The sequence below is a fragment of the Rhizobium sp. Root1204 genome (genome assembly GCF_001424965.1).
Classification (GTDB): domain Bacteria; phylum Pseudomonadota; class Alphaproteobacteria; order Rhizobiales; family Rhizobiaceae; genus Pararhizobium.
Genome location: NZ_LMCZ01000034.1, coordinates 555,258 through 577,573, shown reverse-complemented (window position 1 = coordinate 577,573; position 22,316 = coordinate 555,258). Strand labels below are relative to the sequence as shown.

At 59.7% G+C, this 22,316-nt stretch carries 23 protein-coding genes and 1 riboswitch; of the genes, 13 read left to right on the top strand and 10 right to left on the bottom strand.

The genetic code is table 11. The features are described from left to right. The first annotated feature begins 8 nt into the window (after positions 1-8). Entirely contained in the window at positions 9-866 is an 858-nt protein-coding gene (locus tag ASC96_RS24075; protein WP_060505584.1) for a TolB family protein, read from the top strand. Between the two features lie 146 nt (positions 867-1,012). Here the strand turns inward: ASC96_RS24075 and ASC96_RS24070 are convergent, their stop codons facing one another. Beyond that, on the bottom strand, positions 1,013-2,041 hold the full coding sequence (locus ASC96_RS24070; protein WP_060505583.1) for a LacI family DNA-binding transcriptional regulator: 1,029 nt from the start codon (positions 2,039-2,041) through the stop codon (positions 1,013-1,015). 105 nt (positions 2,042-2,146) lie between these two features. On the opposite strand from ASC96_RS24070, the gene ASC96_RS24065 reads away from it, so the two are divergent. From ASC96_RS24065 to bluB, 3 genes are all read left to right on the top strand, one after another. Further along, the gene (locus ASC96_RS24065; protein WP_060505582.1) at positions 2,147-3,340 is read left to right on the top strand and encodes a phytanoyl-CoA dioxygenase family protein; all 1,194 of its coding nucleotides are present in this window, start codon (positions 2,147-2,149) and stop codon (positions 3,338-3,340) included. Positions 3,341-3,428: 88 nt separating this feature from the next. Then, positions 3,429-4,250 (top strand): SDR family oxidoreductase, encoded by an 822-nt coding sequence (locus ASC96_RS24060; RefSeq protein ID WP_060505654.1) that lies wholly within the window; start codon positions 3,429-3,431, stop codon positions 4,248-4,250. Positions 4,251-4,292: 42 nt separating this feature from the next. Then, positions 4,293-4,506: riboswitch (cobalamin riboswitch) on the top strand. 43 nt (positions 4,507-4,549) lie between these two features. Then, a complete protein-coding gene (gene bluB / locus ASC96_RS24055) occupies positions 4,550-5,242 on the top strand; it encodes a 5,6-dimethylbenzimidazole synthase (protein WP_060505581.1) in 693 nt (230 codons plus the stop codon). Here bluB and ASC96_RS24050 read toward each other — a convergent pair whose 3' ends face one another. The 4 genes from ASC96_RS24050 to ASC96_RS24035 form a co-directional block, all read right to left on the bottom strand. Then, entirely contained in the window at positions 5,243-6,328 is a 1,086-nt protein-coding gene (locus tag ASC96_RS24050; protein ID WP_156397712.1) for a DUF2865 domain-containing protein, read from the bottom strand. It lies immediately after the preceding gene. A gap of 199 nt (positions 6,329-6,527) precedes the next feature. After that, positions 6,528-7,172 carry an acyl-homoserine-lactone synthase gene (locus ASC96_RS24045; protein WP_060505580.1) on the bottom strand — a complete coding sequence of 215 codons (645 nt, stop codon included), beginning with the start codon at positions 7,170-7,172 and terminating at the stop codon, positions 6,528-6,530. A gap of 171 nt (positions 7,173-7,343) precedes the next feature. Beyond that, on the bottom strand, positions 7,344-8,078 hold the full coding sequence (locus ASC96_RS24040; protein WP_060505579.1) for a LuxR family transcriptional regulator: 735 nt from the start codon (positions 8,076-8,078) through the stop codon (positions 7,344-7,346). A gap of 171 nt (positions 8,079-8,249) precedes the next feature. Beyond that, positions 8,250-10,562: an NADP-dependent malic enzyme gene (locus ASC96_RS24035; RefSeq protein ID WP_060505578.1), complete on the bottom strand. Its 2,313-nt coding sequence runs from the start codon at positions 10,560-10,562 to the stop codon at positions 8,250-8,252. Positions 10,563-10,768: 206 nt separating this feature from the next. Between ASC96_RS24035 and ASC96_RS24030 the strand changes: the two genes are divergently transcribed. Both ASC96_RS24030 and ASC96_RS24025 read left to right on the top strand, forming a co-directional pair. After that, positions 10,769-11,602: a UDP-2,3-diacylglucosamine diphosphatase gene (locus tag ASC96_RS24030; protein WP_060505577.1), complete on the top strand. Its 834-nt coding sequence runs from the start codon at positions 10,769-10,771 to the stop codon at positions 11,600-11,602. Between the two features lie 93 nt (positions 11,603-11,695). After that, positions 11,696-12,916 carry an MFS transporter gene (locus ASC96_RS24025; RefSeq protein WP_060505576.1) on the top strand — a complete coding sequence of 407 codons (1,221 nt, stop codon included), beginning with the start codon at positions 11,696-11,698 and terminating at the stop codon, positions 12,914-12,916. Here the strand turns inward: ASC96_RS24025 and dgcA are convergent. Further along, positions 12,868-13,851, bottom strand: a complete 984-nt coding sequence (gene dgcA, locus ASC96_RS24020; protein WP_060505575.1) for an N-acetyl-D-Glu racemase DgcA — start codon at positions 13,849-13,851, stop codon at positions 12,868-12,870. The genes ASC96_RS24025 and dgcA overlap by 49 nt on opposite strands. 140 nt (positions 13,852-13,991) lie before the next feature. Here dgcA and ASC96_RS24015 point away from each other — a divergent pair, with 140 nt between their 5' ends. From ASC96_RS24015 to ASC96_RS24000, 4 genes are all read left to right on the top strand, one after another. Continuing rightward, entirely contained in the window at positions 13,992-15,134 is a 1,143-nt protein-coding gene (locus ASC96_RS24015) for an ABC transporter permease (protein ID WP_060505574.1), read from the top strand. Between the two features lie 35 nt (positions 15,135-15,169). Beyond that, positions 15,170-15,976: an ABC transporter ATP-binding protein gene (locus ASC96_RS24010; RefSeq protein ID WP_060505652.1), complete on the top strand. Its 807-nt coding sequence runs from the start codon at positions 15,170-15,172 to the stop codon at positions 15,974-15,976. 87 nt (positions 15,977-16,063) lie between these two features. Beyond that, on the top strand, positions 16,064-17,434 hold the full coding sequence (locus tag ASC96_RS24005) for an MlaD family protein (RefSeq protein WP_060505573.1): 1,371 nt from the start codon (positions 16,064-16,066) through the stop codon (positions 17,432-17,434). A gap of 212 nt (positions 17,435-17,646) precedes the next feature. Continuing rightward, the gene (locus ASC96_RS24000) at positions 17,647-18,261 is read left to right on the top strand and encodes an ABC-type transport auxiliary lipoprotein family protein (RefSeq protein WP_060505572.1); all 615 of its coding nucleotides are present in this window, start codon (positions 17,647-17,649) and stop codon (positions 18,259-18,261) included. Here the strand turns inward: ASC96_RS24000 and ASC96_RS23995 are convergent, their stop codons facing one another. Then, complete coding sequence (locus ASC96_RS23995; RefSeq protein ID WP_060505571.1) at positions 18,262-18,525, bottom strand: BON domain-containing protein; 264 nt, start codon at positions 18,523-18,525, stop codon at positions 18,262-18,264. 156 nt (positions 18,526-18,681) lie between these two features. Here ASC96_RS23995 and ASC96_RS23990 point away from each other — a divergent pair, with 156 nt between their 5' ends. Then, a complete protein-coding gene (locus ASC96_RS23990; protein WP_060505570.1) occupies positions 18,682-18,933 on the top strand; it encodes a hypothetical protein in 252 nt (83 codons plus the stop codon). Between the two features lie 72 nt (positions 18,934-19,005). On the opposite strand, the gene hemF is transcribed toward ASC96_RS23990, so the two are convergent. Continuing rightward, positions 19,006-19,917, bottom strand: coding sequence for an oxygen-dependent coproporphyrinogen oxidase (gene hemF, locus ASC96_RS23985; protein ID WP_060505569.1), 912 nt, complete (start codon positions 19,915-19,917; stop codon positions 19,006-19,008). A 209-nt stretch (positions 19,918-20,126) separates the two neighbouring features. Between hemF and ASC96_RS23980 the strand changes: the two genes are divergently transcribed. Further along, a complete protein-coding gene (locus tag ASC96_RS23980) occupies positions 20,127-20,387 on the top strand; it encodes a hypothetical protein (RefSeq protein WP_060505568.1) in 261 nt (86 codons plus the stop codon). A 4-nt stretch (positions 20,388-20,391) separates the two neighbouring features. Here the strand turns inward: ASC96_RS23980 and soxR are convergent, their stop codons facing one another. Beyond that, positions 20,392-20,904 carry a redox-sensitive transcriptional activator SoxR gene (gene soxR / locus ASC96_RS23975; protein ID WP_060505567.1) on the bottom strand — a complete coding sequence of 171 codons (513 nt, stop codon included), beginning with the start codon at positions 20,902-20,904 and terminating at the stop codon, positions 20,392-20,394. Positions 20,905-20,978: 74 nt separating this feature from the next. Between soxR and ASC96_RS23970 the strand changes: the two genes are divergently transcribed. After that, positions 20,979-21,548 carry an NAD(P)H-dependent oxidoreductase gene (locus ASC96_RS23970; protein ID WP_060505651.1) on the top strand — a complete coding sequence of 190 codons (570 nt, stop codon included), beginning with the start codon at positions 20,979-20,981 and terminating at the stop codon, positions 21,546-21,548. A gap of 16 nt (positions 21,549-21,564) precedes the next feature. On the opposite strand, the gene ASC96_RS23965 is transcribed toward ASC96_RS23970, so the two are convergent. After that, positions 21,565-22,029: a tRNA (cytidine(34)-2'-O)-methyltransferase gene (locus tag ASC96_RS23965; RefSeq protein WP_060505566.1), complete on the bottom strand. Its 465-nt coding sequence runs from the start codon at positions 22,027-22,029 to the stop codon at positions 21,565-21,567. Positions 22,030-22,316: the final 287 nt, after the last annotated feature.

The window sequence follows — 22,316 nt, the reverse complement described above, 5'->3', positions numbered from 1 at the left end:
ACGACGGCATGCGCAGTTCGGTCGAAATCTACACGGTCGCCACAGGCGAAACCCGCATCGTCTGGCAGACGGAACAGCTGGTGGAGGCACCGAACTGGTCGCCGGACGGGCAGTCGCTGGTGATCAATGGCGACGGCCTGTTATACCGCCTGCCATTGCCGGGCGGCGAGCCGCGTTTGATCGATACGGGCTTTGCTCGCACGTGCAACAACGACCATGGCATCTCGCCTGATGGCAGGACCATCGTCATCAGCGACAAGACCGAGTATGGCGCATCAACGATTTATACGCTTCCGGCCGATGGCGGACTGCCCAAGCAGGTGACGCAGAACCGGCCGTCCTACTGGCATGGCTGGTCGCCGGACGGAAGGACGCTGGCCTATTGCGGCATCCGCGGTCAGGTCTTCGATATCTACACCATCCCCGTGAACGGCGGCGAGGAAACGCGGCTGACCTTCGGCGAGGGGCGTAACGATGGCCCGGACTACAGCCCGGACGGCGAATGGATCTATTTCAATTCCAGCCGTACAGGCCGGATGCAGATCTGGCGTGTCCGCCCGGATGGTTCGGATGTGACCCGTATTACCGACAGCGAGTATGGCGACTGGTTTCCGCATCCGTCTCCCGACGGCAAGCACCTGCTGGTCATCTCCTATGACGGGGATGTCTTCGATCATCCGCGCGATCTCGATGTGCGGTTGCGGCTGATGGACCCGGATGGCGGCAATGCCCGAACCCTGTTTGCGCTGTTTGGCGGGCAGGGCACCATCAACGTTCCCAACTGGTCGCCGGATGGCCGGGAATTCGCCTTCGTGCGCTACCAGCCGGCCACGGGCAATGATCGGATTGCCAACCAAGTTCGTTGAACGAAGCGTCCGACTGAAAGACAGTTGTTGTGCGTCGTCGGCGGCCTTTCAGGGGTGATTTCCGGTCGAGCGTAGGGAGATGGCGCGTGAAACCGTATCCTGGCTGACTTGGTGATGTATCCCGAACACCGGCCAGGCGGCGTAGTTCATCGAAGCGATAACGGGATGTTGTAGGGCGTGATGACTTCCACCGCGGAGAGGCGCGCGATACCCGGTGCGGCCAAGGCACCGCGGCGGCTCATGATCGCCCTAAACACGGTGCGCACATCGGCCTTCAGATCGTGATGCAGGACGAAATGGATTTTACCCATCCGGAGAAGATCGAGATTCCCGGCATCGAGATCGTGTGCCACGAATATCGCACACGTTCGCTCGGCCGCGGCAAAGGCAGCCACCACGGCGCGATTGCCGCCGCCGATTGAATAGACGGCGTTGATGCCCGGATTGTTTGAAAGGGCGGCCGCAGCTAAAGCCCCGGTTGGATCATCGCGGCCAAGACCCTCGCTGATTTCGACGATACCAATTGATGGATAGCGGTTACGCAATATGCGTCGAAAGCCGATTTCCCGCTCTTCTTCCCCACGGAAACGGCTACTCGACAGGGTCGCCAGTACCGTTGCCGGCTGACCGGCAAAGCGTTCGCCGATCAGGTAGGCGGCGGTTTCGCCGGCTGCCCTGTTGTCCGCTCCGGCATAAGCCGTGCGGGGTGCATTGGGCAGGTCGGTGACCAGCGTCACAACGGGAATGCCGGATTGTTCGAGGCGCGTGACGGCGGAACTGATCTCGGGGACATCCGGCGCCTTCAGGACGACGCCATCGGTGCCACGCAGGCGCACCCGGTCAAGCAGTTGGACGATCTCCTGCGGCCGCATCGATTCGGCGAAATGGAAACGGGAGCGGAAGATTGTCGGCAGAAATGTCAGGCTCTCGCTTTCGAAGGCATCGCGCACGGTATCGGTGAAGCGGTCTGGCGCTTCCATGATGATGTCGATGGCAAATTTGCGGCCCTGTATTTCGATTCCGGCCTGCTGTTTTTCCAGTTCGCGGATGGCGGCGTGGACACGCAGTTCCGTCTGTTTGCGTACGCCGGGGCGATTGTTGAGAACGCGGTCGACGGTGGCGATGCTGAGGCCTGCCTGAAAAGCGATGTCCTTGACCAGAAATTCGTGGGCCATCGTGGGTCCGTTCTGATGGTTTTTTGAGGTGTTTCTGCTCTATATCAGCTTTTCCCTCCGCGTATAGTGCGGTCATCGACAGACATCCGGCGGGAGGAAAACGGGATGAAGACCGACAATATTCTAAAACAGCGAGCTGACCGGGTCTGGCTGACGGAAGCTGCCTGCGATCTTGAGGATTTTCGCGCTGAGGTGGAGTGCACGACATCGCTTGCCGACTATCCGCATGCGGCGGCCGTCGAGAAGAATGTTCTGATTTATGACAGCGCAAATGTGCTGAAGGCGGCTCAGACCGGCGAAGGACGCCGGGCGGTGCTGGCTGAAATCTGCGAAGCCTTTGCGACCGGGCCGGGCGTCGTCGTGCTGAAGCGGGCATTCGAGGATACGGCTGTCATCGATGCGGCGAGCGGCATTTTCGACGATATCATCAATGAACAGCACCGGACCAATAGCGGTGGCGGCGACCATTTTGCCAAGCCGGGCGCCAATGACCGCATCTGGAATTCACTTGAAAAGCACTGCCTGCGTGATCCGCGTAATTTCGCCGCCTACTATGGCAATGCCCTGATCGCGCTGGTCAGCGAAGCCTGGCTCGGACCGAGCTATCAGATGACGGCGCAGGTCAACCGGGTCAATCCGGGCGGGGCAGCGCAATCGGCGCACCGGGATTACCATCTTGGTTTTCAGACCTCATCCGTCATCGAGCAGTTTCCGGCACATGTCCATCGCCTGTCGCCGGTCCTGACGCTGCAGGGGGCGGTTGCTCATTGCGACATGCCGCTGGAAAGCGGACCGACCTTGTTCCTTCCTTATAGCCAAACCTATGTTCCGGGCTATCTGGCGCTGAAACGTCAGGAGTTTCGCGATTATTTCGATCGCCACCATGTGCAGTTGCCGCTGTCGAAGGGCGACCTGGTCTTCTTCAATCCGGCCCTTTTCCATGCTGCGGGCACCAATCGTTCCGAGGGTATCAAGCGGGTGGCAAACCTCCTGCAAGTGTCCTCGGCGTTTGGACGCGCGATGGAAACGGTCAACCGGGAGCGCATGAGTGCCGTTCTCTATCCAGCCTTGAAGGCAATGCTTACCGATGGCCGTTTGACTTCTGCGGAAGCCGCTTGTGCGATTGCGTCCTGCGCCGAAGGATATTCCTTCCCGACCAATCTCGACCGGGATCCGCCAGTCGGCGGGCTTGCGCCGAAAACGCAGGCGCAGTTGATGCACGAAGCGCTTTCGGGTGGCTGGGAGGAAGCCGCATTTGCAGCGGCGCTTGCGGCTCAGTCGGAGAAGAAGCTCAGCTAACGGAAATATTCCTTGCAATTTGAACTCCTGCCCGAATGCCGGGCGGGAGTTTTTTGGCATCAGCGATATCGAAAATGGAGGAAAAACAATGAGCAATGACTATGGCCGTCTCGACGGCAAGATCGCGATCGTCACCGGTGGCACGCAAGGGCTAGGCGCCACGATCGCAACGCTGTTTGCCGCGCGCGGCGCCGCAGGCATCGTTATCTGCGGCCGCAATGCCGCCAAGGGCGAAGCCAAGGCCGCCGAGATCGGCAAGGCGACCGGCACCAAGGTCGTCTACGTACAGGCCGATCTGGAACAGGTGGAGGATGCGCGCAAGGTGATAGACGCCTGCGACAAGGCGTTTGGCCGTGTCGATGCGCTGGTCAATGCGGCTGCGATTACCGATCGTGGTACGATCCTCGACACCAGCCCGGAACTGTTCGACCGGATGTTCGCCGTCAATGTGCGTGCGCCGTTCTTCCTGATGCAGGAAGCGATCAACGTCATGCGCCGGGAAAAGATCGAGGGGACCATCGTCAATATCGGCTCGATGTCGGCCAAGGCCGGCCAGCCGTTCATTGCGGCCTATTGTGCTTCCAAGGGGGCATTGGAAACCCTGACGAAGAACACCGCCTATGCTTTGCTGCGCAACCGGATCCGGGTCAACGGCCTGAACATCGGCTGGATGGCCTCGGAAGGCGAGGATCGCATCCAGCGCGAATTTCATGGCGCCGCCAGCGACTGGCTGGAAAAGGCAGCGGCAAGCCAGCCTTTCGGCCGTCTGGTCGATCCGGCCGAAGTGGCGCGTGCCTGCGCCTATCTGTCGTCGAGGGAGTCCGGCTTGATGACCGGTTCGGTGATCTGCTTCGATCAGTCGATCTGGGGCGCCTATGACGGTTCGCCGCATCCGGTCGCTGCGATGTAAGGAGATCAGGCGGGCCATCTTGCATTTGGCGGCCCGCCATGCCCATATCGGTCCTGCTCAGGTGCCCGTGAAAACGGGAGAATCGGGAACCCGGTGAAAGTCCGGGACGTGCCCAACGCTGTGACGGGGACGATTTTGCATTGATGAATTTCTGAATTCTTTCAGAATTCTGCCACTGGATTTTCATGTGATCCGGGAAGGCGGCAAAATCGGTTGATCCGCAGTCAGAAGACCGGCCTGACGAGATAGACCAGCCCCGCGCGGACGGCGGGAGGTTTCGCATTGTTGGGGATCAAACGATGCAAGCTGAACCGCAAGACCGCCTTGTGAGGGCGGACGCATTTTCACCGGACGAGCGCGCCGCCGTCTACCGCGCCATCGAAACCCGCCGCGACGTGCGCGATCAATTCCTGCCCGCACCTTTGCCGGATGATGTCATAGCGCGGCTTCTTGCCGCCGCCCACAGCGCACCCTCCGTCGGCTTCATGCAGCCGTGGAATTTCATCGTCGTTCGCGACGAGGAGAGGCGGGCGCGTGTCTTTGAGGCTTTTCAGCGGGCCAATGAAGAGGCAGCGCTGATGTTTGAGGGCGAGACGCGGGACAAATACCGGTCGCTGAAGCTGGAGGGCATCCGCAAGGCGCCCGTCAGCATCTGTGTCACCTGTGATCCGGCGCGTGCGGGCAAGGTCGTCCTCGGCCGGACGCACAATCCGCGCATGGATGCGTTTTCCACCGTCTGTGCGGTGCAGAACCTGTGGCTTGCGGCGCGGGCCGAAGGTGTCGGCGTCGGCTGGGTCAGCATTTTTCACGAGCGCGAAATCAAGGATGTGCTTGGTATTCCCGATCATATCGAGATCATCGCCTGGCTGTGCCTTGGTTATGTCGATACGCTCTATGCCGAACCGGAACTGGCCGTCAAAGGCTGGCGCCAGCGTTTGCCGCTTGAAGATCTGGTGTTCGCGGATGCGTGGGGCATCAGGCCGGATGATTGATCAATTGGTCTGCTGCGGCTGGTATCCGGGGCCTGCCGGATGCCTCAGGTCGATCGAGGTTTCCTGCGACGGCAGATAGCTTGGGCCGACGACGCGGACCTTGTTGTCCTGAGGATTGTATGGCCTGTCCGCGACGGCGCTTTTCACTTCGACCGGGTCCGCCTTCTTGCGGGTGAGAATCTCAAGGACGCCCTTGCCGTTGTCGTGCGTGCTTTGTTGCGTCGCCGTGCGTCCGGCTGGAGAGCAGCCGCATTGACCGGGCTGGCTGAGGTCCCGGGTCTTGTAGGCGAAAGCCGAGGGCAGGTCGGCATAGGGTTCGCCGGTGGCGGCGGAGACCATCTGGTTTGTCTCTTCTGTCGCCATCGCATGATAATAGAGCGCCGTTTCTGTCCCGGGGCAGCGCCGTTGGCAGGTTTCGGCATCGCGCTGGAAATCGGCCGGCGATGAGTTCGACGAGATTGGGAAGAATGCCCCATCGCAGGTTCTTACGCACATGGTGCGCAAGCTGCCGGGATATTCTGCGCTCGGGCCAAATCCGTCTTCCGGCGTGGCGAAGCCGGCGTTGCCGTACGGATCCGAATACCCCTCGCTGATCGGCGGCAGGTCATTGAGGATATTGCGGTGGGTTTCCGGTTCTTCGACCGCGGCACTGAGGACGTCACTCTCCTCCTCGTTGCAGCGATTGGCGGCAAGCGCGGCGTTAATACGCCGCCGGGCAATATCGCTATCGTTGCCGTCCAGCAGGCTTTGCCGGCGGGCTTTCAGGGTTTCCAGATCCATTTGCATCTGTGAAATTTCGCTGCTCAGGCTTTGGCAGACCTCTTCATTCGGGCCGCCGACAATGATGACGCTGCCCGTGCTGCATCCCATGCGCCTCAGATCACTGCGTGCCTGCCGCAGGTCCAGATTCTGGCGGGATATCGCCCCTGTATAGTCGCGCAGATTGGCATTGGAGGCGACGATCTTCGGCAGGCCGGCAAGATGGGCATTCAGGCGTTCACACACCGCCGAGGCGTCGGCCGTGGCCGTCATGACCAGAAGAAGCGGAACTGCTCGCGCCGCAAGGGATATGGAACGGAAGATCACGTGTTTCTCTCGCCTGAGCATACCGGCACCGCGCCGGGTGCGAAGGAACATCCCGCGCACTCTGACTTTGCCCTTATCATACCGTCATTCGACGGGGCTGCAACGCACTCCGCATAGCAGCGTTAACGGGCGGCGGGAGAAACATGCCGGGCGAGGCGGGAGAGCCACAATCGGCCGAACTCCCGCCAGGCTGGATAGTTTAAGCAGCCCTGGCCATTTCAAGCGACATCGGCCGCTCCAGCACGGAACCGGCGATTTCGGCGACCGCCTTCATCCTGTCCAGAAGGCCGGCTGTGACTTCCCAGGCAACGGCGACAGCATAGACGGAGCCGATCCGCTGTGGCTCGCCAATCCGTTCACCGGGGCATCCCATCCGCCGGAACATCCGCTCCAGAAAAACGTCGGTGACTGTGACGATATGGCTGAGACCGGACGACAGCCCAAGCTCGCCGACGCCACACATCAGTTCGGCGGCGGCGATGGTTACCTGGTTGGAACCGCGATCCTGCGAGATGGCCGGATCGATGCAGAAGCGGCTGGATTCCCAGACGGACGCGCTGCGCACCTGTGGGTTGTCGCCAAGCAGGATCGGAAACGTATCATCCAGCATGTTCGGCCCAAGCGTCGGCAGGAGGCGCAGCGAGCCGCGCAATTTGCCTGTTTCATCCGAGTAAGACAGCACATAGAGCGGATTGACGTCGTCGTAATTGTCGATTTCCCAGTTGCCGCGGACCGACACATCCCATTTCAGCAAGTCGTGAAAGACACGCTTTCGCAACTGGAACATGGCGTCGATAGCGTCCGGATGTTGCTTGCCGGTGTTGCGGTTGAAAATCCTGATCATCGTTTGCTCCTGTGTATGAATGCGGAGAGCAAATGCTGTCAGGTATCGGCGGCGGGCATAACTGTCGGTAGTGACAGGTTTCTAATGCACGCCGATATGCAATGGACTCGGACGTCCGGAAGGACGTCCGAGTCCATTGCATTCACGGGAGAGAAGGGGAGCGGGAAATGATCAAAAGGCCGGGATGAGATCGCGCCGGACGGCTTGCGCGACCGCCTGGGTATTGGAAACGACGTTCAGCTTGCGCCGGGCATTGGTCATGAAGAAGCGGACGGTGCGTTCTGAAATGCCCAGGATCGTGCCGATCTCCCAATAGCTTTTACCCGCGGCGGCCCAGCTGAGCACTTCGGTTTCCCGATGGGTCAGTGTCTTGGCGCAGTCCGTAAGCTCTATTCTGCTGTCGCTTTCCAGCAGAGACGCGTGGAAAAGATTGGCGAGCAATTGGAAATCACGCAGATGGCAACGCCGGTAGGCAGGCCATTCGTCGGACGGAACATCAGCCTGGATTGCCAGGAAAGCCAGCCGCCGAGTGGGGGTCGCGAGAGGCAGGGTGATGCCGTCGAGACCAAGGCCGAGTTGTGTCGCTGCGGAAAAAAGCGGCTCGCTATCGGGATGAAGTTTGCGGGCCGTCGCCCAATCCACCGGCCTGACGCCACCCAAGGTCATGCGCAGGATCGGATCGATGCGCTGATAGCGCTTGTCAACATAGGTTGTGAGACTGCGTGCGCTGAAAGTGTGGTGCAGCCTGTGGATAACAAAACCCGCGGTCAGGATGTCGACGTCGAGATAAAGCAGATTTGCGATACTGAAAGTGCTGCGCATCAGGTCGAAAAACCGTTTTGGTTCAACGATTTCCTCGTTTTCCATAATGTCCAGCAGGTCAAAGAATGCCTGTTGGTCAGCCATGCTGCAAAACCCTGTTATTTGATGGGGGCAGCATGATAACGGTTTAAGTCTTTGTCTAGTGCAATCTTTGGTTATCCGTGTGTTTTTACAAATCTAAACTATAAGCTGTAATTAAAATCACTTTTATATTTGGATTGAGCCGGCTGTGAGCCGGCTCAATCTATACTTCTACTAGGCGGGGTATGAGGCTTCCACAACCGCCAGTGCGGCCATGTTGACGACGCCGCGCGACGTTACCGATGGCGACAGGATATGTGCAGGCAGGGCCGTTCCGAGCAAAATCGGTCCGACATGCAGGCTGTCGGTCATCGTCTTGACGACGCCCAGCGTGATGTTGGCGGCATCGAGGTTCGGGAAGACCAGCAGGTTGGCTTCACCCGCCAGTGTGCTGTTGGGCATGACGCGGCGGCGCAAGGCTTCCGAAATGGCGGAATCGCCGTGCATTTCACCGTCAGCTTCGAGATCGGGCGCGAGTTCGCGGACGATCTGCATGGCCTTGCGCATCTTGAAGGCGCTTTCCGAATCCCGCGAGCCGAAATTCGAATGCGAAACCAACGCTGCGCGCGGGGTAATGCCGAAGCGGCGAATTTCCTGGGCGGCCATCACCGTCTTCTGGGCGATTTCCTCTGCCGTCGGATCGAAGGTCACGTAGGTGTCGGTGAGGAAGGTGGCACCGCGCTGCGAGATCAGCAGGCTGAGGGCCGAGAAATCCAGCACACCCTCGCGCTTGCCGATGATCTGGGAGACAGCCCGAAGATGGGCGCTGTAGCGGCCTTCGACGCCGCAGATCAGCGCATCGGCTTCGCCGCGCCGGACGGCAAGCGCGCCGATCACGGTCTGGTTGGTACGAACGATTGTCCGGGCTGCTTCCGGAATGACGCCGAGACGGCCGACAAGCGCAAAATAGTCGTCGACATAATCGCGGAACCGCGGATCGCCTTCCGGATTGACCACTTCAAAATCGACGTCCGGCCGGATGCGCAGGCCGTAGCGCTTCAGGCGCGTCTCGATGATATTCGGACGGCCGATCAGGATCGGGCGGGCTGTGCCGTCCTCCAGCAGTACCTGGGCGGCCCGCAGGACGCGCTCGTCCTCGCCTTCGGAAAAGATCACCCGGTTTTTCTGGGCATTCTTTGCGGCGGCAAAGATCGGCTTCATGATGAAGCCGGAGCGGAAGACGAAGCGGTTCAGCTGGTCGAAATAGGCATCGAAATCGGTGATCGGCCGGTTGGCGACGCCGCTATCGGCAGCTGCCTTGGCAACAGCCGGTGCGATGCGCAGGATCAGCCGCTGGTCGAACGGCGAGGGGATCAGGTAGTCCGGGCCGAAGACCGGCGTTTCGCCGGAATAGGCGCGAGCTGCGACGTCAGACGGCTCTTCACGGGCAAGCGCTGCGATGGCGCGCACCGCCGCCATCTTCATGTCCTCATTGATCGTGCGGGCGCCGCAATCAAGCGCTCCGCGGAAGATGTAGGGGAAACACAGGACGTTGTTGACCTGGTTGGGGAAATCCGACCGGCCGGTGCAGATCATCGCGTCGGGACGGGCGGCGCGCGCCACTTCCGGCATGATCTCGGGATTGGGGTTGGCGAGCGCCATGATCAGCGGCTTTTCCGCCATCTGGACCAGCAGTTCAGGCTTCAGGACGCCTGCGGCTGAAAGCCCCAGGAAGACGTCGGCACCGGCAATGCTGTCGGCGAGGATCCGGTTGGCGCTGTCCTGCGCATAAACGGACTTCCACTCATCCATCAGCACTTCGCGGCCGAGATAAACGAGGCCTTCGAGGTCGTGCACCCAGATATTTTCACGCTTTGCACCAAGCGTCACCAGCAGATTGAGGCAGGCGAGCGCCGCAGCGCCGGCGCCTGACGTGACGATCTTGGCATTGGCAATGTCCTTGCCGGCCAGTTCCAGGCCGTTGAGGATGGCGGCGGCAACGATGATCGCGGTTCCATGCTGATCGTCATGGAAGACCGGGATATCCATCTTCTCGCGCAACCGGCGTTCAACCTCGAAACATTCGGGCGCCTTGATGTCTTCAAGATTGATGCCGCCGAAGGTCGGTTCCAGAGCCGAGATGACATTGACCATCTGGTCGATTTCGGGCGCATCGATCTCGATGTCGAAGACGTCGATGCCGGCGAATTTCTTGAACAGGACGGCCTTGCCTTCCATCACCGGCTTAGAGGCGAGTGGGCCGATATTGCCAAGACCGAGAACTGCCGTGCCATTTGAGACAACCGCGACCAGATTGGCGCGCGCGGTATAGTCGGCGGCGGTCGATGAATCGTCACGGATGGCAAGGCAGGGGGCGGCAACACCCGGAGAATAAGCGAGCGCCAGGTCGCGCTGGTTGCCGAGTGGCTTGGTCGGCTGGATCTCGAGCTTGCCGGGGCGTGGATAGCGGTGGAAGAACAGCGCCTGTTCATCAAGGTCGCCGCTTGCTGGAACCGCTGGGGTCTTGGCTTTGTCGCCGGTGCTCATATTCGTAAATCCCTACTTATTCGTCGCGGCTCTTTTTGCATGAAACGATGGCTCCGTACAGTTTGGAAACGGCCGTATACCTCCGGTTTTCAGGAACAGGTGTTTATCCAGCGTGCCGGGTGGTTCCACAGGCTGTCATTCTCCTGAAACAAGAGTCTGTTCTTGAAAGCACATAAGAGAGGCGCGATAGACCGTTGCGAGGCAGCATGACCGAGAAAGAGCAAGAACCCCGGCGTTTCAGGACCCTGTTCATTTCTGACGTTCATCTGGGATCAAAGGCCGCAAAGACCGATTATCTCCTCGATTTCCTGCGGGTGAGCGAAGCGGAGACGATCATCCTCGTCGGCGATATCATCGATGGATGGCGGTTGAAGCGCAGCTGGTACTGGCCGCAAGCCTGCAACGACGTGGTCCAAAAGCTGTTGCGCAAGGCGCGCAAGGGCAGCCGCATCATCTACATCCCCGGCAACCATGACGAGTTCATGCGTGACTTTCCGGGCGTCCATTTCGGCGGTATCGAGGTGGCCCAGCGCCATATGCACGAGGCAGCCGACGGCCGCAAATACCTGGTGCTGCATGGTGACGAATTCGATGTCGTGGTGCGCAACGCGCGCCTGCTCGCCTATCTCGGCGACTGGGCCTACGATACCGCGATCGTCATCAATATCGGACTGGCCGCCATCCGCCGCCGTCTTGGAATGCCTTATTGGTCGTTTTCTGCCTGGGCGAAGCTGCAGGTCAAGCATGCGGTGAACTTCATCGGCGAATTCCAGCGGGTGGTAGCTGACGAAGCTCGCCGGGAAAATGCCGATGGGGTCATCTGCGGTCATATCCATCACGCTGTGATGGAAGACATCGGCGGCATACGCTACATCAATACCGGCGATTGGGTGGAAAGCTGCACGGCAATTGCCGAGCATCACGATGGCACGATGGAACTGATTACCTGGCGGGAACTGAGCAACGTACCTGCGGTGCGCGAAGACACGGCCGAAGTGGAAATGTTGATGGCGCGGGCTCTTTCGCAACAGGCGGCATAATACCGCAGGGGTTGAAGAGTGTAGGGAAAACTAGCGGCTGGCGCTGCTCTTGGCTGCCGTGATAAATCATGGACGCAACTGTCAGGTCCTTCCATGATTCCGTCATCTCCGCCTCCCTTTCGCGAGGAAGCGCCGCGCTATTTCGTGCCGCGTATCGCCTTGCTCTTCTGCGCGCCGCTCGTCGTTAACGGGTTTGCCATGCCGTATTTTCCGGTCTGGCTGAGCACTCTGTCACTGAGCGATTTCGAAATCGGCATCATCCTTGCCGTGCCGATGTTCGTGCGCGTCATCACGGCACCGCTGGTCGGGTTGCTGGCGGACAGGATCGGCGAGCGGGCGGAAGTGCTGATCTGGTCGGCGGTGCTGTCCTTGCTGACGGCGCTGGCGCTGTTCGTCTCCCACAGTTTCTGGTTCGTGCTGATCATCTATGCCATCCAGGGCGGCGTCTATGCGCCCTACGTGCCAATCGTCGAGGCCATCGCGCTAACTGGTGTGCGGCGGTGGGGCTATGATTATGCCACCATGCGTGTCTGGGGCTCTGTCGCCTTTATCGGGGCGACGATGCTGGGCGGGGTGATGATCGGCCTCTATGGTGGCTCGATGGTGCTGCCGGCGATGGCTGGCGGCTTCCTGCTGATGATTGCTCTGACCTTCATCGCGCCGCGCGTCGGCAAGCCGCGCCGGCCCTCGACGCTGACGACGCTGACAGAAGCGCCGCCGAAGGCCCTGCGCAAACTCGATCTGCAACTGCTTTTGATCGGTGTGACGCTGGTCAACGGCAGCCACGCGATGCTGTTCGCCTTCTCGGCGATCTACTGGCAGCATATCGGGTTTACCGGCACCGAGATCGGTCTTCTCTGGAGCGCCGGTGTCGCTGCTGAAGTCGCGATGTTCTTCTGCGCCAAGATGATCATCCGGCGCTTCAGCCTGTGGACGATGATCTTTTCGGGCTGCGTCCTTGCGGTCGTGCGCTGGATCATCTTTCCGATGGATCTCGGCTTCGGCGGCTATTTCGCCCTGCAGTGTTTCCACGCCTTCACCTATGCCATCATGCATACGGGCATGCAGAACATTCTGGTGCAGCGGGTTCCGGAAGAGCAGGAATCCTCGGCGCAGGGGCTGTATTTCTTCTACACTGGCGTGTTCTCGGCGATCTTCACCTTCACATCCGGCTATTTCTACACCTGGTTCGGTGTTCACGGCTTCTATTCGATGTCCGTCGTTGCCTTCATTGGCTGCTGTTCCGCCTTTGCTGCGTGGCATCTTCAGCCCCAGAGGGCGGGCAGAGGCGGAAAGACCAGCGAATCGGCGTAGCGCAGGCCGGGCTCGCGGTCTCGGGCCAAAAGCAGCGGGCCGTCTAGATCGACGAAATCGGCACCTTGCGCCAGAAGCACCGCCGGTGCCATGCCGAGCGAAGTGCCGACCATGCAGCCGACCATGATCTTGAGGTTGAGCGTCCGGGCCGCGTCGCGCATGCTCAGGGCTTCGGTCAGACCGCCGGTCTTGTCGAGCTTGATGTTGACCGCATCGTAGAGGCCCGCAAGATTTGGCAGGTCTTCGGTCTTGTGGACGCTTTCATCGGCGCAGACGGGAACCGGGCGATGGACCGAGGCGAGCAGGGCGTCCTGCCCGCCGGGCAAGGGCTGTTCGATCAGGGCGACACCCGATTCGGCGCAGACATCAAAGTGATAAGTCAGATTGGCTTCGCTCCAGCCTTCATTGGCATCCAGAATGATGGCGCTGTTCGGGGCGGCTGCCCGCACCGCACGGATGCGCGAAGCGTCGTCGGGCGTTCCGACCTTGATTTTCAGCAGCGCCCGATGGGCATATTGTGCTGTCTGCGCGGCCATCGCCTCCGGTTCGCCCAGCGAAATCGTGTAGGCGGTGGTGAGCGGCGCCGGTTCGGCAAGTCCGGCCAGCGCAAAGGCGCGGCTACCGGATTTTTTCGCATCCAGATCCCAGAGCGCACAATCAACGGCGTTGCGCGCCGCACCGGCCTTCATGGTTTGCCGCAGTTTTTCGCGGTCAATGCCAGCCTCGATCTGCGGCCGGATCGTCTCGATCTCAGCGAGCACGCTGTCGATGGTCTCGCCATAGCGCCCATAGGGGACACATTCGCCCATGCCGGAGAAGGCACCGTCCGAAATTTGGCAGGTGACCACGGAGGCGGTGGTCTTGCTGCCGCGCGAAATCGTAAAGCTGCCGGCGATCGGGAAATGTTCGGCGACGGTTTTCATTTGGCGGGTCATGGCTTTCTCCTGTGGCTTCCATATCTCAGCAGCCAACCGTTTGATCCGGAAACGTTTCAATCGGTGACAGACCGGGCTCTAGCGGCTATGAGTCGCTGACGTTTTATCAAATGCAGCCATCTCCGGAAGACCAAACAGACGTGACGCGTTCCCAAGTGAAAACCGAAACCGACGTGCAGCTCGCGGAAGCTGACGATGGCAGCACCCGGGCTTATCGGTTCAGCGGCGATTGGCGCAGTGTATCCATTCATCTGGCGACGCCGAAGCTGGATGCGTTCGCAGCCAAGGGTGGCGAAGCGGGCGAGGTCGATCTGAGCGAGGTCACCGCCATGGATACGGCGGGCGCCTGGGTCATCCGGCGTTTCATGACGCAGGTCGGCAATGTGAAGCTGACAAGCGACAAGCCACGCTATCTCGAATTGATGAACGCATTGCCGGAGAAACTGCCCGAACCGGCGGCCGACAAGAAGAAATCCGGTTCGCTTTTCGTGCGCATTTTTACGCCTGTCGGCAATTCGGTCGTCTCCGCCTGGGAAGACACTGTCGCGGCCATGTTCATTCTCGGGTCCGCCGTTCGCGGCGCGCAGCTGAAGCTTGGCCGCCATAGCGGCGTGTCGCCGGCGGCGATCGTCAACCAGATCGATCGCATGGGCGTCCAGGCGGTGCCGATCATCCTTTTGATGTCGTTCCTCATCGGTGCGATCATTGCCCAGCAGGGTGCGTTCCAACTGCGCTATTTCGGCGCGGAGCTCTTCGTCGTCGATCTGGTCGGCATTCTTCAATTGCGTGAAATCGGCGTGCTCTTGACCGCGATCATGATTGCTGGCCGTTCCGGCAGTGCGATCACGGCCGAGATCGGCTCGATGAAGATGCGCGAGGAAATCGATGCACTGAAGGTAATGGGGTTGAGCCCGATCGGCGTGCTGGTGTTTCCAAGGCTGGTGGCGCTGACCGTGGCATTGCCGCTTCTGACCATCATCGCCAATTTTGCTGCCTTGAGTGGAGCCGCCGTGGTGGCCTGGAGCTATTCCGGCATTACCTTCTCCACCTTCCTCGCGCGTCTTCAGGAGGCGGTAGATTTTTCGTCCGTTCTCGCCGGTATGATCAAGGCGCCGTTCATGGCGCTGATTATCGGCGTCGTCGCTGCCGTCGAAGGCTTGAAGGTGGGTGGCAGCGCCGAATCGCTCGGCAAGCAAGTGACGCAGTCTGTGGTGAAATCGATCTTCGTGGTCATTCTTGTCGATGGCCTGTTCGCGATCTTCTATGCGGCGATCAATTTCTGATGGAAGAGGTTTTGCCGGTGAATCCGAGGGAAGACATGACAGCGGGCGGAACCGGTGAAAACGGCACGGAAGTCATCCTGTCGGTGAAGGATCTGACCGTCGGTTTTGGGTCGAACATCGTTCTCGACAAGCTGAATCTCGATATCTATCGCGGCGAAATTCTCGGTTTCGTCGGCGCGTCCGGCACCGGAAAATCCGTGCTGATGCGAACCGTGTTGCGACTGTTGCCACGCCGGTCGGGTTCGATCCAGATTCTTGGGGTCGAATATGATGCGGTCAGCGAAGAGGAGCGTATGGCGCTCGACATGCGTCTCGGTGTCTTGTTCCAGCACGGCGCGCTGTTTTCCTCTTTGACGGTCAAGGAAAACATCCAGGTGCCGATGCGGGAATATCTGAACCTGCCGCAGGAACTGATGGATGAACTGGCGCGGCTGAAGATCGACATGGTGGGACTGGCGCCGGAAGCGGCTGACAAGTTCCCTTCCGAATTGTCCGGCGGCATGATCAAGAGGGCGGCTCTGGCGCGTGCGCTGGCGCTTGATCCAGACCTCGTCTTCCTCGATGAACCAACCTCCGGGCTCGATCCGATCGGGGCGGCGGAGTTCGATAACCTGATCGCCAAACTGCGCGACACCCTGGGATTGACCGTGTATATGGTGACTCACGACCTCGACAGCCTGTTTTCGGTCTGTGACCGGATTGCAGTGCTCGGCAAGAAGAAGGTTCTGGTCGAAGGCACGATCGCGGACATGCTGGCCTGCGACGACGAGTGGGTGACGTCCTACTTCCAGGGCAAGCGTGCGCGTTCCATCGTTCGCGACGACGAAAAGTTGGTTTCCTGACAGCGCTCAGTCACTCAGCCGCTGCACGAAAAATTTGATTGAAGCAAGGAGCCGCGTTGGCGGCGTCCCCCAAGGGTACCGGTAGCAATGGAAACAAAAGCCAATTACGCCATCGTCGGGTTTTTCACGGTCGCCGTCATTTTCGCGGCTTTCGGCTTTGTCTATTGGATGTCCCAATATGGCCGCAGCGGCGAAATGGCGGAACTTGTCATCAGCATTCCGGGTTCAGCCAATGGCTTGAGCGTCGGGTCTCCGGTGCGTTTCAACGGTATTCCCGTCGGTTCGGTACGCAGCCTGGCCATCAATTCCAACGATCCACGCTATTCGGTTGCCGTGACCGAAGTGTCTGCTGATGCACCGGTGTTGAAATCGACGACGGCGACCCTGGAAATCCAGGGGTTGACCGGCGCCGCCTATATCGAACTCAGCGGCGGCAACAAGGGTGAAGAGAATATTCTGCGCAAGGCACTGGACACCGGAACGTCAGCACAACTGACCGCCGACCAATCCAGCGTTACCAGCCTTCTGGCCACCGCCGACAAGATTCTGGACCGCGCCAATGATGCGATCGGCGACATCCAGGGGTTCGTCAAGGATGTTCGCGGGCCGTTGACCAATACGATTTCCAATGCCGACCGTTTCACCAAGTCGCTGGCCGATAATTCCGAAGGAATCGATCAGTTCCTGAAGAGCGTCAGCGCGCTGTCGACTTCGATCACAGCTGCGGCCGGTAAGCTTGATTCGACGCTGTCCGCGGCAGATATTCTGGTGAAATCGGTCGATCCGAAGAAGATCGACCATATCGTCAGCAATGTCGAAAAGATGAGTAATGACTTGAGTGCTGCGTCCACGGGCGTGGCCGATACAATTGCCTCGTTCAAGAAGACGGCGGAAACCTATGAGCGGTTCGGTGAAAAAGCAACGGCTTCTCTCGACCGAGTCGATACGTTGATCGCTTCCATCGACCCGCAAAAGGTGACCGGCGTCGTCAATGACGTTTCTGCCGCTAGCGCCGATGCTCGCAAGGCGGTTGCTTCGGTTGCCGATTTCGCCGAGCGGATCAAGGGCCGCCAGAATGATATCGATCAGACCATCACCGACGTCACCCAGATGGCCAGCAAGCTGAATGCCGCGTCCAGCCGCGTCGACGGGATTCTCGTCAAGCTCGACGGTTTCCTCGGCGATGCCGATGCGCCGTCCCTGTCGGCTGATGCCCGCGCGACGCTCGAATCCTTCCGCAAGGTTGCCGACAACCTGAATGCCCAGATAGGCCCGATCGCCGAAAACCTGAAGCGCTTCTCCGGCTCGGGCCTGCGTGATATCGAGGCTTTGGTCAGCGATACGCGCCGGACGGTCAATACGCTTGATACGACGATCTCGACCTTCGACAAGGATCCACAGCGGCTGTTGTTCGGTGGAGAAACGGTCAAACAGTATGACGGACGCACGCGCCGCTAAATCAAAGCTGCGGCGCGGTTAGCCGAAGCAGGAATTGCTGCTGCCGGTGCTGGCGAATCGGGTATTGCTTCCATTGGCATGATGTTTGCGTGGCAAGGCTGCAAGCCTGGGCGGTTTTTTGCCGTGTCTGCGCTGGCGTGACTGCTTTTTTGGCTTGTTTTGACCGGGTCAGCCTCTACGTTGCTGCTGATTGGCGAAGGATAGTGTTTGAAATGAATTTTCCCGGTGTGTCGTTTGGTCGAAAGGCAGGTTTGGTCCGGGCCTGTTTTGCATTCCTTCTCCTCGCCGCGCTTTCCGCCTGCGCCGGCAAGGCCAACAACGACACCTATAGCCTGTCAACGTCGCCTGTTATCGAAGGTCCGTCGTCAAGCCGCAAGCAAATCCTTGTTCCAGAGCCGACCGCGCTGAAAGCGCTCGACAGCGATCAGGTGGTGATCCGGCTATCAGGTTCGGAAATCCAGTATCTCGCCAAATCGCAATGGAGCGACCGCCTGCCGAAGATGGTGCAGGCAAAGCTTGTCCAGGCTTTCGAGAACACTGGCAAGATCGGTGGCGTCGGAAAGCCGGGCGAGGGGCTTGCTATCGACTACCAGGTGATCACCGAAATCCGGTCTTTCGAAATATCGACAGCAGGTGCGGATACCGCCGTTGTCGAGATTTTCGCCAAAATCCTCAACGACCGCAACGGCACCGTCGGCGCGCAGAAGGCGTTCCGCGCGACTGTTCCTGTTCGTGGTAGCGGAGCGCCGGCATTTGTCGCTGCCCTTGATGGCGCATTTGCGCAGGTTGCCGGCGAAATCGTCGGCTGGACGCTGAAGGCGATCTGATCAGGCAACCGCGATCCGGTTGACGATTTCGGCCACGCCTTCGACCGTTCGCGCCGCTTCTTCCGCGCGCTCGGCTTCCTCGATGCTGGCGACAGCGCCGCTCAGCACAATTGTATTTCCTTTCGAGACCACCACAACATCCGAGGCATCGAGCCCGTCCACCGTGGCCAGGCAATTGGCGACCCGTGTTTCGAGGTCTGCCTGATCTCCCTCGAAAAATTCCTCCGGGGTTTTTCCGAAAAAAGTGCGCTCCTTGAAAACCATGGCTGCGTTCTCCGATCCGTCTACTGGCCGATAACGCAGCGGAAACGCTTTTGTTCAGCTCTGTTCCATTCGAAACAGCGCGGATAAGCGGTGCGTGAGATCGTTGGGTCACTGGATGAGACGAACTCATCAGGAGCCAACAGAGGGAACATCAATATGCGCAAGCTCATCATCTCCGCCGCCGTCGCAGTCCTCGCCGCCGTCTCGTTTGCCGCACCGTCGCAGGCCGGCGGCCATCACGGCCATCATCACGGCGGTTTTTCAATCGGCTTCTACAACACCGGCTATTATGGCGGTGGTGGCTATTACGGCGGCGGTTATTACGAACCGTCCTGCTACATCAAGAAGGTGAAGCGCTGGGACAAGTGGGGCAACCTGCATATCCGCCGCATCAAGATCTGCGACTGACACCCACGCACCAGACACAAAAAATCCGGCCGTTTACGCGGCCGGATTTTTGTTTGTGCAGGGATATTGCTCTCAGGGCCAGCGGACCACGGGCGGCAGCGACGACAGGATCGAATCGACGTTTCCGCCGGTTTTCAGGCCAAAGATCGTGCCGCGGTCGTAGAGCAGGTTGAACTCGACGTAGCGGCCGCGGCGGACCAGCTGTTCGTCGCGGTCTTCCTCGGTCCAGGGTTTGTTGAAATTGGCGCGCACGATCTTTGGATAGATCAGGCTGAACGCCTTGCCGACGTCCTGGGTGAAGGCCAAGTCAGCCTCCCAGCCGCCCTTTTCCTCGTCAGAATGCAGCCAATCGTAAAAGATACCACCGGTGCCGCGTGGTTCGTTACGGTGCTTCAGGAAGAAATACTCGTCGCACCATTGCTTGAAGCGGGTGTGGTCGGCAACCGGGTGCCGCTTGCACGCAATCTCCATGCCCTTGTGGAACAGCATCGTATCCGGATCGGTCTGTGTCCGGCGGCTGTCGAGCACAGGTGTCAGGTCCGCACCGCCGCCGAACCAGTGGCTAGTGGTGACGACCATGCGGGTATTCATATGCACGGCCGGGACGTTCGGATTGACCGGGTGGGCGATCAGCGAGATGCCGGAGGCCCAGAAGGTGGGGTCCTGTTCGGCACCGGGAATCTGGCTGCGGAATTCCGGCGAGAATTCGCCGTAGACGGTCGACGTATGGACGCCGACCTTTTCGAAGACGCGGCCTTCCATCATCGACATGCGGCCGCCGCCGCCCGCACCCTGGTCGCGCACCCAGTCCTTGCCGATAAAACGGCCTGGCTCGCGATCGGAGAGCGGGCCGGTCAACTCGTCCTCGATGGTTTCGAACGCGGTGCAGATGGTATCGCGCAAGGATTGGAACCAGGCGGTGGCTCTGGCTTTCTTGTCTTTGATATCCGCGGGCAATCCCTGCGGCAGGTTGGGTCGTTCCATGAAAGTAATCCTGTTTGGCGGAGCCTGAAGCGGCAAAGAGCGCGCCGATTCGCATATTGTCCGACAGTTCATATTTTTGCCACGGCTGCAACGGCGCAGAGATAAGCGGGGCAGTCTGCCGCAGATGCCCCTGTTGTGATTCCGACTCGCAAAAGCAGGAATATCTCCCTATCTTGATCATAGAGGCTCGACTGGTGAAAGGTGAGCTCATGGCAAGGATCCCGGCAGGCCCGCCGCTCGACGGCCTGAAACGTCAGATCGACCGGCATCGCAGCGGCAATCCGCGCGGAAATGACGGGCTGTTTGTCCGCGAGACATTCAGGCTCGATCGCACCGATGCGCGCCAGAAGGCGCAGGAATGGTTCGATGCCTGGCCGAAGGCCGCCTATTGGACCGAAGTGGAGAGCTGGCGCCAACTCGATGGCGGCCAGATCGAATTCACTATGCGGCGTCTGCCGAGTGCCGATTGACGTCTCAGTCTGGTGATCCCTTGATGCAGGCCGCCGCTTCGTCCTGCTCCTCGCCTGCATGCTCGATGAGATAGGCGCCGGTACCTTTTTCAGACAGTTCGTCATAGGGGTTGCGCAGCGGACAGTCGCGCATCGACAGGCAGCCGCAACCGATGCAGGACGTCAGCTGGTCGCGTAACGCGGTGAGCTTGGCGATGCGCTCGTTCAGATCGGTCTTCCAATGTTGCGATAGGTGCTCCCAGTCGCTCGCCAGCAATTGCCGGTCGTTCGGCAGGGCGGAAAGCTCCTTTTGAATGTCTGCCAACGGAATACCGGTGCGTTGGGCGATCTTGATGACGGCGATGCGGCGTAGGACGCTGCGGGGATAGCGGCGCTGGTTTCCCCGGCTGCGCATGCTCTGAATCAAACCTTTGGCCTCATAGAAATGCAGCGTCGAAACGGCGACGCCGCTGCGTGTGGCGACCTCTCCCACAGTCAGTTCGCGGCGCGGCAGATCGGTACGATTTTTTTCCGGCATGTCTATTGACCTCAACTTTAGTTGAGGTTCTATACCATGTGCTCCATCGCATCTACAACGGAGCTTTCGCAGACATGAACGAGAAAATGACCATCGCCGTCGTCTATGGCAGTGCACGGCAAGGCCGCTTCTGCGACACGGTCGTCAACTGGACCTTGACGGAATTGTGGGCCGAAAGCGGTTTTCGCATCACGCTCATCGACCCTCTTGAGCTCAAGGGAACGGCCGGGGATGCGGCGCTGAACGCCGAAGCGCTCGAGGAAAAGATCGCCGAGGCCGATGCGTTCATCATTGTCACGCCGGAATACAATCACGGCTATCCGGCTCCGCTCAAGGAGTTGATCGACAGTTGCTATGAGCCCTGGCACGCAAAGCCGGTCGGTTTCATTTCCTATGGTGGCGTCTCGGGTGGGCTGCGGGCCGTCGAGCAGTTGCGCCAGGTCTTTGCCGAATTGCATACGGTCACCATCCGCGACACGGTCAGTTTTTCCAATGTCTGGGCGCAGTTTGATTCGGCCGGCAATCCCTTCAAGGCGGCGGAAGCCAAGGCCGGACTGATGGTGATGCTGCGGCGGCTGAAATGGTGGGCGAGGGCGCTGAAGACTGCCCGGGCCGAAAACACCTATAGCGGAGTGGCGGCGTGATGTCAGGCCGGCAAGTCTAACCGTTGACCTGCCGGATCGCTTCACCGGCGATCATTGCCACCGACATGGCGACATTCAGCGACCGCTGCCCCTCGACCATCGGCACGATAATGCGTCCATCGGCCTTGTCGTGAACGTGATCCGGTACGCCTGCGCTTTCGCGGCCGAAAAGCAGGGTATCGTTCGGCTGGAACGCAAAGCGGGTGTAGCGCTCGGCGGCCTTGGTGGAGGCGAGCACCAATCGACGGCCCTGCGCGAGCCTCTCAGCTTCGAACCGCTCCCAGTTGACGTGGCGTGTCAGCGTAACCGCGGCGATATAGTCCATGCCGGCGCGCTTGAGGTTCTTGTCCGAGAGATCAAAGCCCGCGGGCTCGATGATATCGACGGCTAGTCCCAGGCATGCGGCAAGGCGCAGGATCGTCCCGGTATTGCCGGGAATATCGGGCTGGTAAAGGGCGATGCGGAGCGAATGTGGCGACATATCAACAAGTCTTATGGGGTTCATCAATGGCCGTAATCAATCTGTGCCGTAATGGCAACAGAATCCTGATTGAGACAAAAATGACGAAAAAAACGCCAGCGGCAATCTGGCGTACAGGCGCAAATCACTCTATGTCTTGCTGCATCTGCAACGCGAACCATAGGAGGCTTACATGGATATTCGAATGACCAACAGCCTCCAGGCTGTGCCTCCAGTCCTCTTGGACTGACCGGTTTCGCGCTTTTCCTTTTTTGCACTATTGCGCACGACCGCCCGCTTTCCGGACG

Bases quoted from the DNA above. Each gene is read 5' to 3' on its own strand.
- ASC96_RS24075 (WP_060505584.1), top strand. From the start codon at position 9: ATGCGCAGTTCGGTCGAAATCTACACGGTCGCCACAGGCGAAACCCGC.
- ASC96_RS24070 (WP_060505583.1), bottom strand. From the start codon at position 2,041: ATGGCCCACGAATTTCTGGTCAAGGACATCGCTTTTCAGGCAGGCCTC.
- ASC96_RS24065 (WP_060505582.1), top strand. From the start codon at position 2,147: ATGAAGACCGACAATATTCTAAAACAGCGAGCTGACCGGGTCTGGCTG.
- ASC96_RS24060 (WP_060505654.1), top strand. From the start codon at position 3,429: ATGAGCAATGACTATGGCCGTCTCGACGGCAAGATCGCGATCGTCACC.
- bluB (WP_060505581.1), top strand. From the start codon at position 4,550: ATGCAAGCTGAACCGCAAGACCGCCTTGTGAGGGCGGACGCATTTTCA.
- ASC96_RS24045 (WP_060505580.1), bottom strand. From the start codon at position 7,172: ATGATCAGGATTTTCAACCGCAACACCGGCAAGCAACATCCGGACGCT.
- ASC96_RS24040 (WP_060505579.1), bottom strand. From the start codon at position 8,078: ATGGCTGACCAACAGGCATTCTTTGACCTGCTGGACATTATGGAAAAC.
- ASC96_RS24035 (WP_060505578.1), bottom strand. From the start codon at position 10,562: ATGAGCACCGGCGACAAAGCCAAGACCCCAGCGGTTCCAGCAAGCGGC.
- ASC96_RS24030 (WP_060505577.1), top strand. From the start codon at position 10,769: ATGACCGAGAAAGAGCAAGAACCCCGGCGTTTCAGGACCCTGTTCATT.
- ASC96_RS24025 (WP_060505576.1), top strand. From the start codon at position 11,696: ATGATTCCGTCATCTCCGCCTCCCTTTCGCGAGGAAGCGCCGCGCTAT.
- dgcA (WP_060505575.1), bottom strand. From the start codon at position 13,851: ATGACCCGCCAAATGAAAACCGTCGCCGAACATTTCCCGATCGCCGGC.
- ASC96_RS24010 (WP_060505652.1), top strand. From the start codon at position 15,170: ATGACAGCGGGCGGAACCGGTGAAAACGGCACGGAAGTCATCCTGTCG.
- ASC96_RS24005 (WP_060505573.1), top strand. From the start codon at position 16,064: ATGGAAACAAAAGCCAATTACGCCATCGTCGGGTTTTTCACGGTCGCC.
- ASC96_RS24000 (WP_060505572.1), top strand. From the start codon at position 17,647: ATGAATTTTCCCGGTGTGTCGTTTGGTCGAAAGGCAGGTTTGGTCCGG.
- ASC96_RS23995 (WP_060505571.1), bottom strand. From the start codon at position 18,525: ATGGTTTTCAAGGAGCGCACTTTTTTCGGAAAAACCCCGGAGGAATTT.
- ASC96_RS23990 (WP_060505570.1), top strand. From the start codon at position 18,682: ATGCGCAAGCTCATCATCTCCGCCGCCGTCGCAGTCCTCGCCGCCGTC.
- hemF (WP_060505569.1), bottom strand. From the start codon at position 19,917: ATGGAACGACCCAACCTGCCGCAGGGATTGCCCGCGGATATCAAAGAC.
- ASC96_RS23980 (WP_060505568.1), top strand. From the start codon at position 20,127: ATGGCAAGGATCCCGGCAGGCCCGCCGCTCGACGGCCTGAAACGTCAG.
- soxR (WP_060505567.1), bottom strand. From the start codon at position 20,904: ATGCCGGAAAAAAATCGTACCGATCTGCCGCGCCGCGAACTGACTGTG.
- ASC96_RS23970 (WP_060505651.1), top strand. From the start codon at position 20,979: ATGAACGAGAAAATGACCATCGCCGTCGTCTATGGCAGTGCACGGCAA.
- ASC96_RS23965 (WP_060505566.1), bottom strand. From the start codon at position 22,029: ATGTCGCCACATTCGCTCCGCATCGCCCTTTACCAGCCCGATATTCCC.